Source organism: Cryobacterium sp. TMT4-10 (assembly GCF_004403275.1).
Taxonomy (GTDB): domain Bacteria; phylum Actinomycetota; class Actinomycetes; order Actinomycetales; family Microbacteriaceae; genus Cryobacterium; species Cryobacterium shii.
The window spans coordinates 1-15,385 of record NZ_SOGU01000027.1 but is presented as its reverse complement, the minus strand read 5'-3'; the positions used below and the strand labels follow the sequence as shown (position 1 = coordinate 15,385).

General features: G+C 70.1%; 6 protein-coding genes. 5 read left to right on the top strand and 1 reads right to left on the bottom strand.

The features are described from left to right. Positions 1–71 precede the first annotated feature (71 nt). Together E3T42_RS03495 and E3T42_RS03490 are read left to right on the top strand one after the other, a co-directional pair. Positions 72–2,222, top strand: a complete 2,151-nt coding sequence (locus tag E3T42_RS03495) for a S9 family peptidase (RefSeq protein WP_134402453.1) — start codon at positions 72–74, stop codon at positions 2,220–2,222. Positions 2,223–2,403: 181 nt separating this feature from the next. Continuing rightward, positions 2,404–5,877, top strand: coding sequence for a DEAD/DEAH box helicase (locus E3T42_RS03490; RefSeq protein WP_194088231.1), 3,474 nt, complete (start codon positions 2,404–2,406; stop codon positions 5,875–5,877). Between the two features lie 26 nt (positions 5,878–5,903). Here E3T42_RS03490 and E3T42_RS03485 read toward each other — a convergent pair whose 3' ends face one another. After that, positions 5,904–6,431, bottom strand: a complete 528-nt coding sequence (locus E3T42_RS03485) for a flavodoxin domain-containing protein (RefSeq protein ID WP_134365897.1) — start codon at positions 6,429–6,431, stop codon at positions 5,904–5,906. 292 nt (positions 6,432–6,723) lie between these two features. Between E3T42_RS03485 and E3T42_RS03480 the strand changes: the two genes are divergently transcribed. The 3 genes from E3T42_RS03480 to E3T42_RS03470 all read left to right on the top strand — a co-directional run bounded on the left by E3T42_RS03480 (position 6,724) and on the right by E3T42_RS03470 (position 14,760). Continuing rightward, entirely contained in the window at positions 6,724–8,910 is a 2,187-nt protein-coding gene (locus E3T42_RS03480; protein WP_134365898.1) for a bifunctional diguanylate cyclase/phosphodiesterase, read from the top strand. Next, positions 8,868–11,234, top strand: coding sequence for a bifunctional diguanylate cyclase/phosphodiesterase (locus E3T42_RS03475; protein WP_134402452.1), 2,367 nt, complete (start codon positions 8,868–8,870; stop codon positions 11,232–11,234). Before E3T42_RS03480 ends, E3T42_RS03475 begins: the two co-directional genes overlap by 43 nt. 652 nt (positions 11,235–11,886) lie before the next feature. Next, the gene (locus tag E3T42_RS03470) at positions 11,887–14,760 is read left to right on the top strand and encodes a cation-translocating P-type ATPase (protein WP_134402451.1); all 2,874 of its coding nucleotides are present in this window, start codon (positions 11,887–11,889) and stop codon (positions 14,758–14,760) included. Positions 14,761–15,385: the final 625 nt, after the last annotated feature.

Below are 15,385 nucleotides of genomic sequence, written 5' to 3'. Positions count from 1 at the left end.
CCCGCCGCGCCCGGACCTATCCGGGGCGGCGTCCCGGCCGGAGCGCATCCACCGCAACTACGCTGGAACTCATGACCACTCCTCCCCGCGCCGCCAGGAAGCCCCAGCAGCGCAGCTTCCACAACGATGTGTTCACCGACGACTACGACTGGCTGCGCGACAAGGACAGCCCCGATGTGATCGCCCATCTCGAGGCCGAGAACGCGTTCACGGATGCCCGCACCGCGCACCTGTCCCTGTTGCAGGAGCAGGTCTTCGAGGAAATCAAGGGTCGCACCCAGGAGACCGACCTCAGCGTTCCCGTTCGGCAGGGAAAGTGGTGGTACTACACCCGCACGGTGGAGGGGCAGTCGTACGGCATCCACTGCCGGGCGCCCATCGCGGGGCAGGGCGACTGGACGCCGCCGGTTCTGCCCGAGCAGGTTCCCGGAGTGACGCCGGGCCTTCCGGGCGAGCAGATCGTGCTCGACGACAACGCCGAGGCGGCGGGCCACGAGTTCTACTCGCTCGGCAGCACCGACGTCAGCGGTGACTCGAGCCGGCTGCTGTACGCCGTCGACGCCGAGGGCGACGAGCGGTACACGATCCGGGTGCGCACCATCGCGACCGGCGAGAACCTCGCCGACGAGATCCCGAACACCGGCGAGGGCGCCCTGTTCGACCCCAGCGGCCGCTACATCTTCTACACCACGGTCGACGACGCCTGGCGGCCCGACACCGTCTGGCGGCACGAGGTGGGCACCGCGGCATCCGCCGACGTGTCCGTCTTCCACGAACCCGACGAACGGTTCTGGGTGGGCATCGGCCTCACCCGCAGCCGCCGGTTCCTGCTGATCGAGGCCGGCTCGAGCGTCACCACCGAAACCCGCCTGCTCGACGCCGCCGACCCCACCGGGGACTTCGCGCTGGTCTGGCCGCGCCGCGACGGCGTCGAATACGACGTGGAGCACGCCGTGCTGGGCGGCGAGGACGTCCTGTTGATCGTGCACAACGACAACGCGGTCAATTTCGAACTGGTCAGCGTCTCCGTCACCGACCCGCAGGGCGGGAAACGGATGCTGCTGCCCCACGACGCCGCCGTGCGCCTGGAAAGCATTGACGCCTTCCGCGATTTCGTGGTGGCCGAATACCGCCGGGACGGGCTCACCCGCGTGGCCGTCGCCCCGTCCATGGCCGGGGGCGGGGCCGGGGGCGGTCTCGATTTCACCGAGCTCGCCTTTGAAGAACCGCTGTACTCGGTCGGTACCTCGGCCAATCCCGAGTGGGAGCAGCCGACCATCCGTCTCGGCTATACCAGCTTCGTCACCGCGTCGACCGTCTACGACCACGTCGTCGCCACCGGCGAGCGCCACCTGCTCAAGCAGCAGCCTGTGCTGGGCCGCTACGACCCGAGCCTGTTCGAGCAGCGCCGCGAGTGGGCCACCGCGGCCGACGGCACGCGGGTGCCGATCTCCCTCGTCTACCGGCGGGACCTGGTCGCGGCAGGCAAGCCCGCGCCGACCCTGCTCTACGGCTACGGGTCGTACGAGATCAGCATCGACCCGTCGTTCAGCATCGCCCGGCTCAGCCTGCTCGACCGCGGCATGATCTTCGCGATCGCGCACGTGCGCGGCGGCGGCGAACTCGGCCGGCTCTGGTACGAGAACGGTAAGAAGCTGCACAAGCGCAACAGCTTCACGGACTTCATCGACTGCGCCCAGCACCTGATCGACGCGGGTTACACCGCTCCCGACCGGCTCGTCGCCGAGGGCCGCAGCGCCGGCGGCCTGCTGATGGGCGCCGTCGCCAACCTGGCCCCCGAGCTGTTCTCCGGCATCCTCGCGGGGGTCCCGTTCGTCGACGCTCTGACGTCGATCCTGGACCCGTCGTTGCCGTTGACCGTGATCGAGTGGGACGAGTGGGGCGACCCGCTGCACGACCCGGAGGTGTACGCGTACATGCGCGGCTACTCCCCCGTTGAGAACGTGCACGACACGCACTACCCGCGCGTGCTCGCCGTGACCAGCCTCAACGACACCCGGGTGCTCTACGTCGAACCGGCGAAATGGGTGGCCCGGCTGCGCGACGTGGGGGCGGACGCGCTGCTGAAGACCGAGATGTCGGCCGGACACGGCGGGGTGTCCGGCCGCTACAGCCGCTGGCGTGAGACCGCGTTCGACTTCGCCTGGATCATCGATGCCGCGCGGGCGCATCCGTCGGGTGAAGGGGCGCTCACGGCCTGAGTCGGCGGGGACCGCGCCCGCGGCCCGGGTGAGCGGCCCCGAACCAATTCGACGGAGATTCTGCCCGAATCGCCCCCAAACAGCCCGCACAAGCAGTTTTGCGGCAAAATCTCCGTCGAATTGGATGAACACCGGACACGGCGGCGCTCCGCCTGTGCGGCCCGCGTGAGAGCATGGAGCCATGTCTGAGGCCGGGTCTCCCCCGGCGCGGGCGGACTGGAAGCGGATTGCGGGGCGCGCCGCTGAGCCGGCCGGCGCAGCCGTGTCACCGGGCGCGCGGCGCGCCGCCCCGGCCCCGCCCGTGGCCATGGGCCTCCAATTCGAGCTGCGCGAGCAGACACCCCGCACGAACGACCGCTGGCGCGGCGCCACGGCCCGGACGGTCACGTCCCTCGGCGCCGGCCACGGCGTCCTGCGGCTGGGGGTGCGGCCGGTCATCCTGAATGCCCGAGGCAATTGGGTGCGCACCAACGTGTCCTGGAACCAGCTCGGCTTCCACCTGAACCGGTTGAACCTGAACCTGGCCCACCACCGCTGGCTCAGCCAGCTCCTCGCCCTGCACCGGGCCGTGCGCGGCGTCTACACCAGCCAGGAAGCCGACTGGCTCTACCTGGACGACTTCGCGAGCCCGCTGCTCTGGACTCTGTTCGACGAAGCCGACGTGCTCGGCCTGCGGCTGGTCGGCAGCAAGAAGGATGCCACGGTCACGGTGCACCGCGAGGCCCGCGTCAGCCTCGACGCCACCGCGCACATCGACTACGAGCTCCTCGACGCGATCGCGCTCGAGACCACCGCGCACCCCGCCGTGCCTGACACCATCGACGTCGCCCCCGCGACCACCCCCGCCACCGTGCCCGCGCCCGCCGGCCTGCGCCTGACCACCCGGCTCCTGTTCGACGGCGCCCCGCACGACCCCGCCCGGGCGGGCGCCATCGGCACCCACGGGGTGTACGGCTTCGCCCTGGGTCCGCAGCCGGCGTTCACCCTGGCCCCCACCGCCGGCCCGCTTAGCCCCGAACAGGCCCGGCTGCTCGGCCGGCCCGATTCCGTGATCGTGCCCGAATCCGACGTGACCGAGTTCCTGACCGAGTTCTACCCGGCGCTGCGCCACGCCCTCCCGGTGACCAGCACGGATGCCACGGTGCACTTCCCCGAGTCCGACCCGCCCGTGCTCGTGCTCACCGCACGCTTCCGGCCCCGGCAGACCCTCGACCTGGGGTGGCACTGGGAGTACCACGAGGGTTCCGCCGTGACCGCGCTGCCCGTGCTGCCCGTGCTGCCTTCGCTGCCCCTGCTGCCCGTCCGGGCCGTCCGGGCCGAGGCCGGGAGCCCGGCCGGGAGGCCGGCCGACAGCCCGGCCGACTCTCGTGGCGCAGGTTCTGGCCCGGGGCGCAGGCTCGAGCATGCGCCCCGGGCCGTAACCACCGCCACGACGAACGCTCCGGGCGACGATGGCACCGCCGACGGGACGAACGACGGGACGGACGACGGGACGGACGGCGACGGGACGGACGGCGACGGCACGGACGGCGGCACGGACCACAACGGCACGGGCGACGACGGCAGCAGGGACACGGCCGCCGAGCGCGACATCCTGGGCCGGGTCAACGCAGAGCTCGAGCAGGCCGGGCAGGGGCGGCTGGGCCCGGCCGCGGCATCCGTCACCCTGCAGGGCGTGGACGCGGCCGAGTTCACCGAGAAGACGCTGGGGCGGTTGGCGCTGCCGGGCGTGCGGGTCGATGCCGTCGGCGTGCAGCCGGACTACCGCGAGCTGACCGAGACGCCGGAGCTGACCATCACCACGATCGAGACCGACCAGCGCGACTGGTTCGACCTCGGCGTGATCGTGACCATCGACGGCCGCAGCGTGCCGTTCGGCCCATTGTTCAAGGCGCTGGCCAAGGGGCGGAACAAGCTCCTGCTCGTCGACAACAGCTATCTCTCGCTGCGGCAGCCGGCGTTCGAGCGGCTGCACGAACTGATCGACGAGGCCCGCGCCCTGCAGGAATGGGACACCGGGCTGCGGATCAGCCGCTACCAGGCCGGGCTCTGGGCCGAGTTCGAGGACCTCGCCGAGCACACCGAGCAGGCCGTGGCGTGGCGCGCGGCCGTGTCCGGGCTGCTCGCCCTGAACGGCCCGAACGGAGAGAACGGCGACACCGGCACCGGCGCGGCCGCGAGCACCGACACGAGCCCCGCCCCCGTCCTCGCACCGACCGCCCTCCCGGCCGGCGTGCGGGCGACCCTGCGCCCCTACCAAATGCAGGGCTTCACCTGGCTGGCGTTCCTCTGGCGGCACCGGCTGGGCGGCATCCTCGCCGACGACATGGGCCTCGGCAAGACGCTGCAGACCCTGGCGCTGATCGTGCACGCCACCGGCGAGCCGGGCCCGGTCGAGCCCGGCACCGACCGGCGGCCGTTCCTGGTGGTGGCCCCGACATCCGTCGTCGCCAATTGGGCCTCCGAGGCCGCCCGCTTCACCCCGGGCCTGACGGTGCGGGTGATCACGGCCACCGAGGCGGCGTCCGGCGTGACCCTGACGGATGCCGCGGCCGGCGCCGACGTGCTGGTCACCTCCTACACGCTGTTCCGTCTCGACTTCGAGGCCTACCAGGCCCACGGCTGGGCCGGACTGATCCTCGACGAGGCGCAGTTCGTGAAGAACCGCACCTCCCGGCTGCACCAGTGCGCACGCGAACTGAACACCCCGTTCAAGCTCGCCATCACGGGCACCCCGCTGGAGAACAACCTGTTGGAGTTACACGCGCTGTTCGCGATCGTGGCCCCCGGACTGTTCCCCTCCCTCCGCCGGTTCACCGAGGAATATGTGCGCCCGGTGGAACGCGGGGACAACCCGGAGCGGCTGGCCAGGCTGCGCCGACGCATCCGCCCCCTGCTGCTGCGGCGCACCAAGGAACTCGTCGCCCCCGAGCTGCCGCCCAAGCAGGAGCAGGTGCTGCAGATCCCGCTGAACGCCCGGCACCGCACCCTCTACGACACCTTCCTGCAGCGCGAACGGCAGAAACTCTTCGGCCTGATCGACGACCTCGACCAGAACCGGTTCATCGTCTTCCGCTCCCTGACCCTGCTGCGCCTGCTCAGCCTGGACCCGTCCCTGGTGGACGAGAAATACGCCGGCGTGCCGTCGAGCAAACTCGACGCCCTGTTCGAGCAGCTCGAGGACGTCGTCGCCGAGGGCCACCGGGCGCTTGTCTTCAGCCAGTTCACCTCGTTCCTGCAAAAGGCCGCGGCCCGGCTCGACGCCCGAGGCACCTCGTACTGCTACCTCGACGGCTCCACCCTGCGCCGGTCGGAGGTGATCGACCGGTTCAAGACGGGCGCCGAGCCGGTGTTCCTGATCAGCCTCAAAGCAGGCGGGTTCGGTCTCAACCTGACCGAGGCGGACTACGTGTTCCTGCTCGACCCGTGGTGGAACCCGGCCACCGAGACGCAGGCCGTCGACCGCACCCACCGGATCGGTCAGACCCGCAACGTGATGGTCTACCGCATGGTCGCGACCGGCACGATCGAGGAGAAGGTGATGGCCCTGCAGCAGCGCAAGGCCGCCCTGTTCGATTCCGTGCTGGGGGGCGAAGGCACCGGTTTCAGCGACGCCCTCACCGCCGACGATATCCGCGGCCTGCTCGAGCGCTGACAGGCCCTGAGAGCGGTCAGCGGGCGTCAGCCGGCCGGCAGCTCCTTGGCGATGGCCGCCGCCCACTCGTCGATCGCGGCCCAGTTGCGAAAGTCTCCCTCGGGCAGCAGGTCGCGGCCCGACGGGATACGCCGGACCAACCGGTCGCGGCGGCCGAGCACGGCCGGGTCGAGTGCACCGAAGAACACCTGCATCCCGCGCGGCTGGAGCGCCTGGCTGAACTCCTCGAATTGCTTCGGCTCGGACTCCTTGAGCAGGTCTCGGCCCTGGGCGTCCTTGCCCGCCGCGCCGAGCGGCCCGCTGCTGAACAGCCAGACCGGCTGGGTCGCGAGCAGCTCCCGATTGCGCTTGACGAACTCGGTCGCCTCCTTGCGCCAGGAGCCCATGTAGGCGGAACTGCCGATCACGAACCCGGCGTAGTCGCCGGGGTTGTCAACGGATGCGACGGGTCGGGCCTCGGCCTCGCGACCCGCTTCGCGGAGCTTCCGTGCGATGCGCTCCGCGATCCCCTCGGTGGCGCCGTACTTGCTCGAATAACCCACCAGTATCGTCATGATTGCCTCCCGCTCGTCGTGCACGCCGGCCCTACGGGGTCGTCAGTCCTACGGTTCAATCGTATTCGTGGCGAGCCTGATCCCGGGCGTTCCGCGCACCGATTATCCCACCCTGCCCCCAACGTTCACCGGGCGACGGTTTTCCTGCTGTCATCGGCCACTGACAGCCCGTCCCCGCTGCTACTCTGATCATGAAATATGTGGGGGTCCATTGCAGTCGAAGTCAGGTGCTGATTACCGTCGCCGACTCGGCGTGTACATCGCCAGTCCGGGCACGAAGCTCATGTGGGTCATGGCATTACTGGTCTCCGCCTATGTGGCCGGACTGCTGTTGCCCGGCGACGCTCCCCGCCCCCTGCTCGACGGTTGGCTCGCGGGCCTGATCAAACTGGCTCTCGTCGGTGTCTGCTGGGCATCCGCGGCCAGAACGAGCTTCCGTCGTCCTGAACTCCTGCTGACCGCCGCGGGTGTCACCCTGGTCGGCATTTCCGACACCTACCTCCTCCTGGTTCCGGCGGATGTCCGACCGGTCGCCTTCCCGGCGCCGAACAACGTCGGCTACCTCGGGTTCTACGTTCTGATGCTGTCCGTGCTCGTGATCCTGCTGCGCCGCCAGATCCGCACCACAACCTGGTCGGTGGTGCTGGACAGCACCATCGGTGTCCTCGGCGCGTCCTCGGCGCTGGTCGTTCTGCTCACTCCCGTGCTGTTATCGATCGATGAGAACGGGACGGGCCTCTCCCTGGCACCGGGCATGGGCAACCCCCTGTTCACGCTGCTGCTGGTGGCCGGCATCGCCGGCATCGCGATCTCGCAGGGCCCGGTAGACAAGCGACGGTGGATCCTGTTCGTGCTCGGCCTGGTGATCTTCGCCTCCACCAACATCGTCTACGCCCTGATCGGCACCGGCTACGTGGTGGGCACCCCGCTGGACGCCGGCTGGGCCGTCGGCCTGGCCCTGATCGCCACCTGGACGGATGCCGCCGCCAACCCCGAGACGGCGTCGCCCCATTATGTGAACGGTACGGCCGCTCTCGCGCTGCCCGCCATCTCCACTGCGGCCGGCCTCGGTGTTCTCATCCTGGCCAGCCAGGTCCCGATTCCTGCGTTCGCGGTCGGGCTCGCGGCCACGACCATGGCCCTGGCCGCCATCCCGCTGGTCTCCCGGCAGGTGGCCCTGCGGCGCCAGGCGAGGACGGACGACTTGACCGGGCTGCCCAATCGCCGCGCCCTGTATGCCGGCGTCTCCCTGCGCCTCAGCACCGACCGCAGCCAGCGTCGCGCGTTGTTGCTCCTGGACCTGGACCGCTTCAAGGAGGTCAACGACAGCCTGGGACATGACGCAGGCGACCGTCTCCTGGTGCAGGTCGGTGACCGCCTGCTGAGCGTGCTCCGCACCGGGGACCTCCTCGCCCGGGTGGGCGGCGACGAATTCGCGATCCTGCTCGACCATTCCGGCCAGGTCGAGGCTGAGTCCGTGGCCGCCAAGCTGCGAAACGTGCTGGCGGCGCCATTCACGTTGGAGGGAATCGCCCTGCAGATCAGCGTCAGTATCGGGATCGCGCTGTATCCCGAGCAGGGCGACGACCTGACCGCCCTGCTGCGCAAGGCCGACATGGCGATGTACAAGGCCAAGTCGAACAACAGCGGTCACCACGTCTATCGCAGCGTGGACAACAGCCACGGCGAGACCAGGCTCCGCACCCTGCAGGAGCTGCGCGTCGCCCTGGAGAACGACCAGCTGGTGCTGCACTTCCAGCCGAAGATCGACCTGTCGGCGGGCATCGTCCACAGCGTCGAGGCCCTCGTGCGCTGGAACCACCCCACGCGTGGCCTGCTCTTCCCCGATCAGTTCCTCGCCCTGGTCGAAGAGGCCAACCTCATGCACGGCCTCACCCAGGAGGTCCTGCGCAAGGCCCTCGACCAGGCCCAGGACTGGGCGAGCCAGGGACGACCCCTGACCGTCGCGGTGAATCTGTCGGCCAGCTCCCTGGTCGATGCCGACCTCCCCGAGCGGGTCGGCGCCATGCTGAAGGCCCGCGACCTGACCGCGAGCGCCCTGATCCTGGAAATCACCGAGGACTTCCTGATGGCCGACCGCGACCGGGCCCGGGACATCCTGGTGCGGCTCCGCGGCAGCGGCATCCGTATCTCCGTCGACGACTTCGGCACCGGTTACAGCTCGCTGGCCTACCTGCGCGATCTACCCATCGACGAACTCAAGCTCGATCAGTCCTTCGTTTTCCCGATGGCCGAGGACCCCCGGGCCGCAGCCCTGGTGGCCTCGACGATCGACCTCGCGCACGGCCTGGGCCTGCGGATGGTGGCCGAGGGTGTGGAGAACGCCACCACCTACGACGAACTGGTGCGCTACGGCTGCGACTACGCGCAGGGCTATTTCATGTGCCGGCCCGTTCCGGCCGCACAGCTGGACCTGTGGATCGCCGCCCGCACGGGCGACCCGGCCAGGTCGCTCTGATCGGGGTGACATCGACCGGGACCTCGACCGGTACCTCGACCGGGATGTCGGCCGGGGACACCTCGATCCGCGGGCTGGCGAGGACCCTGCTGCTCCTGCTCGCCGGCCTCCTCGTCGTTGCCTACGCCGTGGGCCTGGTGGTGAAGGGCTCGGGGTTCAGCCCGCTGGTCGACGGCTGGCTGGCCATGGTCTCCGAGTGGGTCCCCGTGCTCATCGCCTGGCTCGCCTTGCGCCGGGTCGGCGGGGGCCGCATCGAGGTGGCCCTGGCGGCCGCCGCTCTCACCGCGAACGCGCTGGCGGACACGTACTACCTGGCGTCGACGGATTCCGGCGGTGCGGCGCCGTTCCCCTCGCCGGCAGACGCGGGTTACCTCCTGTTCTACGCCCTGATGCTGGGCGCGCTGGCCGTGCTCGTCAACCGCCGGCTCCGCGGATCGGCGTGGTCGGTGCTCCTCGACAGCGCCGTCGGCTCCCTGGGCGCCGCCGCCGTGCTGGCAGTGCTGCTCAGCCCCGTGCTGGACTCCGCGACGTCGGGTCCGGTCTCCCTCACCATGGCGGTCGCTACCGCCTACCCGGTCCTGGACCTTCTGCTGGTCGCGGCCGTCGCCGTGATCGTCGCCACCCACGGTCCGACGTCCGGCCGCCGCTGGCTCCTGCTCGTCGCGGGACTGCTCGTCTTCGCCGCCGCCGACACGGCCTTCGCCCTGTTGGGCGGCGGCTACCTCGTCGGCACCCCGCTGGACGCGAGCTGGAACATCGGCACGCTGCTGATCGCCCTCTGGGTTGATCGCTCCACCACCCCGCTGCCCTTGCCGAGCCGCCCGGTCACGAACGTGTCTGCCCTCGCCGTTCCGGCGGTGTCGACCCTGGCCGGACTGGGTGTGCTGCTCCTGGCCAGCCAGGTTCCCGTGTCCGGCCCGGCCGTCGGTCTGGCCGGCGCGACCATGGCCCTGGCCGCGATCCCCCTCGTCGCGAGGCAACGCGTGCTGCGCCTCCTCGCCCGAACCGACGACCTCACGGGTCTCCGCAACCGCCGGGCGTTCAACACGGATGTCCCGCTCCGCCTGGCCGCATCCGAGCACCGCCACAGCGCCCTGCTCCTGCTGGATCTCGACCGGTTCAAGGAGGTCAACGACAGCCTCGGCCATGACGTCGGCGACCGGCTGCTGATCCAGGTCGGCATCCGTCTGTCGCAGCAGCTGCGTTCCGGGGACCTTCTGGCCCGGCTGGGCGGCGACGAGTTCGCGATCCTGCTCGGCGACTCGACCAGGGAGGACGCGGCGACCAGGGCCGAAAAGCTGCGCTCCGCACTGGCCGTGCCGTTCACGCTCCACGGGATCGCGCTGCAGACCAGCGTCAGCATCGGCATCTCCCTCTACCCCGAGCAGGGACAGGACGTGATCGCCCTGCTCCGCAAGGCGGACATGGCGATGTACAAGGCCAAAACCACGCACACCGGGCACACCGGGCACAAAGTCTATGACAGCGAGGACGACAGCCACGGCGACATCCGTCTGCGCACCCTGCAGGACCTGCGGTTCGCCCTCACCGATGACCAGCTGGTGCTGCACTACCAGCCCAAGGTCGACCTTGTCACCGGGGACGTGCAGGACGTCGAGGCCCTCGTGCGCTGGAACCACCCCACCCGGGGCATGCTCATGCCGGACCAGTTCATCGAACTGGTCGAAGAGGCCGGGCTGATGCACGCGCTGACGCAGGAGGTGCTGCGGAAAGCCCTGGACCAGGCGGCCGTCTGGCAGGCCCAGGGGCATCCGTTGCGGATCGCCGTCAACTTGTCGGCCAGTTCCCGCGTGGACATGGAGCTGCCGGAGCGGATCGGAGCCATGATCTCCGCCCGCGGGCTGACCGCGGCGGCACTGACCCTGGAAATCACCGAGGAGTTCCTCCTGAACGACCGGGATCGGGCCCGCGCCATCCTGACCCGGCTGCGCGGTCAGGGCATTCGCATCTCGGTGGACGACTTCGGCACCGGCTACAGCTCGCTGGCCTATCTCCGCGACCTGCCGATCGAGGAGCTCAAACTCGACCAGTCCTTCGTCTTCCCGATGGTGGACGATGCCCGGGCCGCGACCCTGGTCTCTTCGGCCATTGCGCTCGCCCACAGCCTCGGCCTGCGCATGGTGGCCGAGGGCGTGGACAATATGGCGGCCTACGACAAGTTGATCGGTTACGGCTGCGACTTCGCGCAGGGGTATCACCTCTCGCGCCCGGTCTCCGCCGCCGTTCTCGACGACTGGCTCGCCGCGCGGGGCGCGCCGCCCGAACTCGTGCCCGCCGCTCCCGTCGCTCCCGCCGCCCTGTAGCCCTGTAGCCCTGTAGCCCCGTAGCCCCGCCGCCCCGTAGCCCCGTAGCCCCGAGAGTTCCCGTAGCCCCGAGAGTTCCCGTAGCCCCGAGAGTTCCCGTTCCGGTCGAGAGTGACCGGCATACCGGCCGCGCTCGACCGGAACGGGAACAGTCACGGTGCCCTTGTCGAGCGGCGCGCGGCGGAGTAGAAAACGGGTGGACCGGTCTTCGTCCATCGGGCGTCCGACGCCGATCCCGTAGGTGACGTAGCCCTCGAAATCACCGGCCGGGGCATACCGGGTGATGGCGTCGTAACCGATCACGGCCGGGGGAGCGGAGACGACGCTCGACTCCGTGCCGCAGACGCCGGTGCGGGTGTACGAAGTGGAGAAGATCGAGCAGGGCCGGCACCTCTACGTCGTGGCGATCCAGATCGACTCCAGCCAGTGGCGCTGAGCGCGCGCCGTGGGGCACAGCCGTGAGGGGCGACTGTTCCCGTTCCGGTCGAGAGTGACCGGCACAGCGGCCACTCTCGACCGGAACGGGAACAGTGGCCGGATCTAGACTGGGCTGGACCCGGGTTCCCGGGGCGGCACCCGGTGGACCGGGAGCGGCACCGGACACTCCGGAGACACCGGACACCGAAGACACCGGAGACGAGGACCTCTGCAGATGGACGCGTCGGTTCCAGCGGAGCAACCCGGGCAGGGTGAGCCGGGCCTCGAGCCGTCAGCGGTCGACCCGTCACGCGTCGACGCGTCACTCGTCGACGCGTCCCTGGTTGATGCCGGCGAGATCGCCCGCCGCCTCGAGGTCGATGTCACGACCGGGCTGTCCACCGACGAGGCTGCCCGGCGCTTGGCGGCCGACGGACCGAACGCGTTGCGCACGGTGCGGCCCGTGCCCGGCTGGCGCAAGATCCTCACCCAGTTTCAGGACCCCCTGATCTACCTGCTGCTGGTCGCCACCGCGGTGTCGATCGGGGCCTGGCTGATCGAGGGCGCCGCCGGGCTGCCCGTCGACGCCATCGTGATCGCCGCGATCGTCATTCTCAACGCCGTGCTCGGCTTCGTGCAGGAGGCGCGGGCCGACAACGCGGTCGCCGCCCTGGCCACCATGACCGCGGCATCCTCGACCGTGCTGCGCGGCGGCCTGCTCACGACCGTGCCCAGCACCGAGCTGGTGCGCGGGGATCTGCTCGTGCTCGGCGAGGGCGACAGCGTGGGGGCGGATGCCCGGCTCACCGAGGCGACCGCGCTCCGCATCGCGGAGGCCTCCCTGACCGGCGAGAGCCAGTCCGTGACCAAAGACCCGCGCACCCTCCCCGCGGCCGTCGGGCTCGGCGACCGCCTGAACATGGTCTTCAAGGCGACCGCGGTCAGCGAGGGCGTCGGTCGGGCCGTCGTCACGGGTACCGGCATGGACACCGAGGTGGGCGTCATCGCGACCATGCTCGACAGCACGCAGGCGCACCCCACCCCGCTGCAGGACGAGATCAGCCACATCGGCAAACTGCTCAGCATGGTGGTCATCGCGATCGCCCTCGTCGTGATGCTCACGATCGTGCTCGCGCAGGGCGTGTCCACCCCCGCCGACTTCGTCACGGTGTTCCTGCTGGGGGTCTCCCTCGCCGTGGCCGCCGTCCCCGAGGGGCTGCCGGCGATCCTGTCGGTGATCCTCTCCATCGGGGTGCAACGGATGGCGCGGCAGAACGCCGTGGTCAAGAGCCTGAAATCCGTGGAGACGCTCGGTTCCGCATCCGTGATCTGCTGCGACAAAACCGGCACGCTGACCCGCAACGAGATGACGATCCAGCGGGTGCTGACCGCGTCGGGGCGGGTCGAGGTGACCGGGGTCGGCTACCGCCCCGAGGGCGAGGTGCGCCACGGCGGGGCGCCGCTCACCGACCCGGCCCTGCGCTACGAGACGCAGCTCGTGCTGGGCGCCGGCTCTCTCGCCGGCAACGCGCAGCTGGCGGAGCGGGACGGTGAGTGGGAGATCCAGGGCGACCCGACCGAGGCCGCGTTCCTGGTGGCCGCGGCCAAACTCGAGGGCACGACCGTGCACATGGCCCGGTTCGACCGGCTCGGGGAGATGCCGTTCACCTCGGAGCGCAAGATGATGTCTACCCTGCACCAGGAGCGAAGCGACGGCAGCCTGCGCATCTTCAGCAAGGGCGCGCCCGACGTTCTGCTGCACCGGTGCACGCGCCTGCAGGTCGGCGAGACCATCGTGCCCCTGGACGACGAGTCGCGGCGGCGGCTGCTGGCCGACATTCAGGAGCTTTCCGCGCAGGCGTTCCGCACCCTGGGCGTCGCCTACAGCAGCGCCGACGAGAACACCGCCCCGCTGGATGAGGCCGACGAACGCGACCTGATCTACGCCGGGGTCGTCGGCATCATCGATCCGCCGCGCGACGAGGTCACGGCGGCGATCGCGGAGGCCCACCGCGCCGACGTGCGGGTGGTGATGATCACCGGGGACCACCCGGGCACGGCGGCCCGGATCGCGAGCGACCTGGGCATCGACCGGCCCGGGGCGACCGCGCTGTCGGGAGCGGATCTCGACCGCCTCGACGAGGCGGGGCTGCGGGAGGCGGTGCGCGGGACATCCGTTTTCGCCCGCGTCTCCCCCCGCCACAAGCTGCGCATCGTCGACGCCCTCCAGGCGAACGGCGACATCGTGGCGATGACCGGCGACGGCGTCAACGACGCGCCGGCCCTGAAATCCGCGGACATCGGCGTGGCCATGGGAATCACCGGCACGGAGGTGACGAAGGAGGCCGCGAAGATGATCCTGGTCGACGACAACTTCGCCACCATCGTGGCCGCCGTGCGGGCCGGGCGGGTGATCCTGGACAACATCAAGAAGTTCCTGCGCTACCTGCTTTCCTCGAACATGGGCGAGGTGCTCACGGTGTTCCTCGGCGTGCTCCTGGCCGGAGTACTGGGGCTCACCGGCGCGAGCACCGAGACCGTGGTGCTGCCGCTTCTGGTCACCCAGATCCTCTGGATCAACCTCGTCACCGATTCCGGGCCGGCCCTGGCGATGGGCGTCGACCCCGAGATCGACGACGTGATGGCGCGCCCGCCGCGGCGCATCACCGACCGGGCGATCGACCGGCGGATGTGGGTGGGCATCATGTCCACCGGCCTGGTCATGGCCATGGTCACCCTCGCCACCATCGATCTGTTCCTGCCCGGTGGTCTCCTGCCTGCGCTGGACCCCGGCAGCGACGGCCTGACCGTGGCGCGCACCGCCGGCTTCACCACCCTCGTCTTCGCCCAGCTGTTCAACACCCTGAACGCCCGCTCGGAGTCGACCAGCGCCTTCCACCGCCTGTTCGTGAACCGGTGGCTGTGGAGTGCGATCCTGCTGGCCGTGCTGCTTCAGGTCGCCGTGGTGCAACTCCCGGTGCTGCAGGCCGCGTTCGGCACCGCCTCGATGGACCCGCTGCACTGGCTGGTCTGTGTGGGCATGGCTTCGCTCGTGCTGTGGGTCGAGGAACTGCGCAAACGGATGCTGCGCTCGCTCGGCCGCGCCTGACCGGTCCGTGTGATGCGCTCGTGTGTGCGCTCGCCGCTCGCCCCGCCCGCGACATCCACCCCGCTCACCCAGCTCACCCCCGCTCACCCAGCTCACCCAGCTCCCCCCGCTCACCCAGCTCACCCCGCTCACCCCGCTCACCCCCGCTCACCCCGCTCACCCCCGCTCACCCCGCTCACCCCCGCTCCCCGTCTGCCGTTCGCCGCTCGTCCGAACGAATTCGACGGAGATTTTGCCAGAATCGGTCCAAAACAGGCTGAAATCAATGTTTTAAATCAAAATCTCCGTCGAATTGGTTAGTCGCGGTCTCCACGGTCAGGTCGCAGATAAGGAGGGAGGCCGCCGGTCGGACAGACACCTGTGCGCGGCCCTCCCGTCCGAACGAATTAGACGGAGATTCTGCCGAAATCGGGCCAAAACAGCGCGCAATCACCTTTTTAGATCAAAATCTCCGTCGAATTGGTTAGTCGTGGGTCGCCTTGCTCCGCGCCGTTGCCTTGGCCAGCATCCGTGGCTGCAGTGAGCCCGCGCGCAGGCAGAACGGACTTGCCGGGCGGCGCAGCGGGGCAGCTCGGGCCCGCCGGCGGCTGGGGCGCCCCAGCTCGGGGCCGCCCGCCGGCGCGGG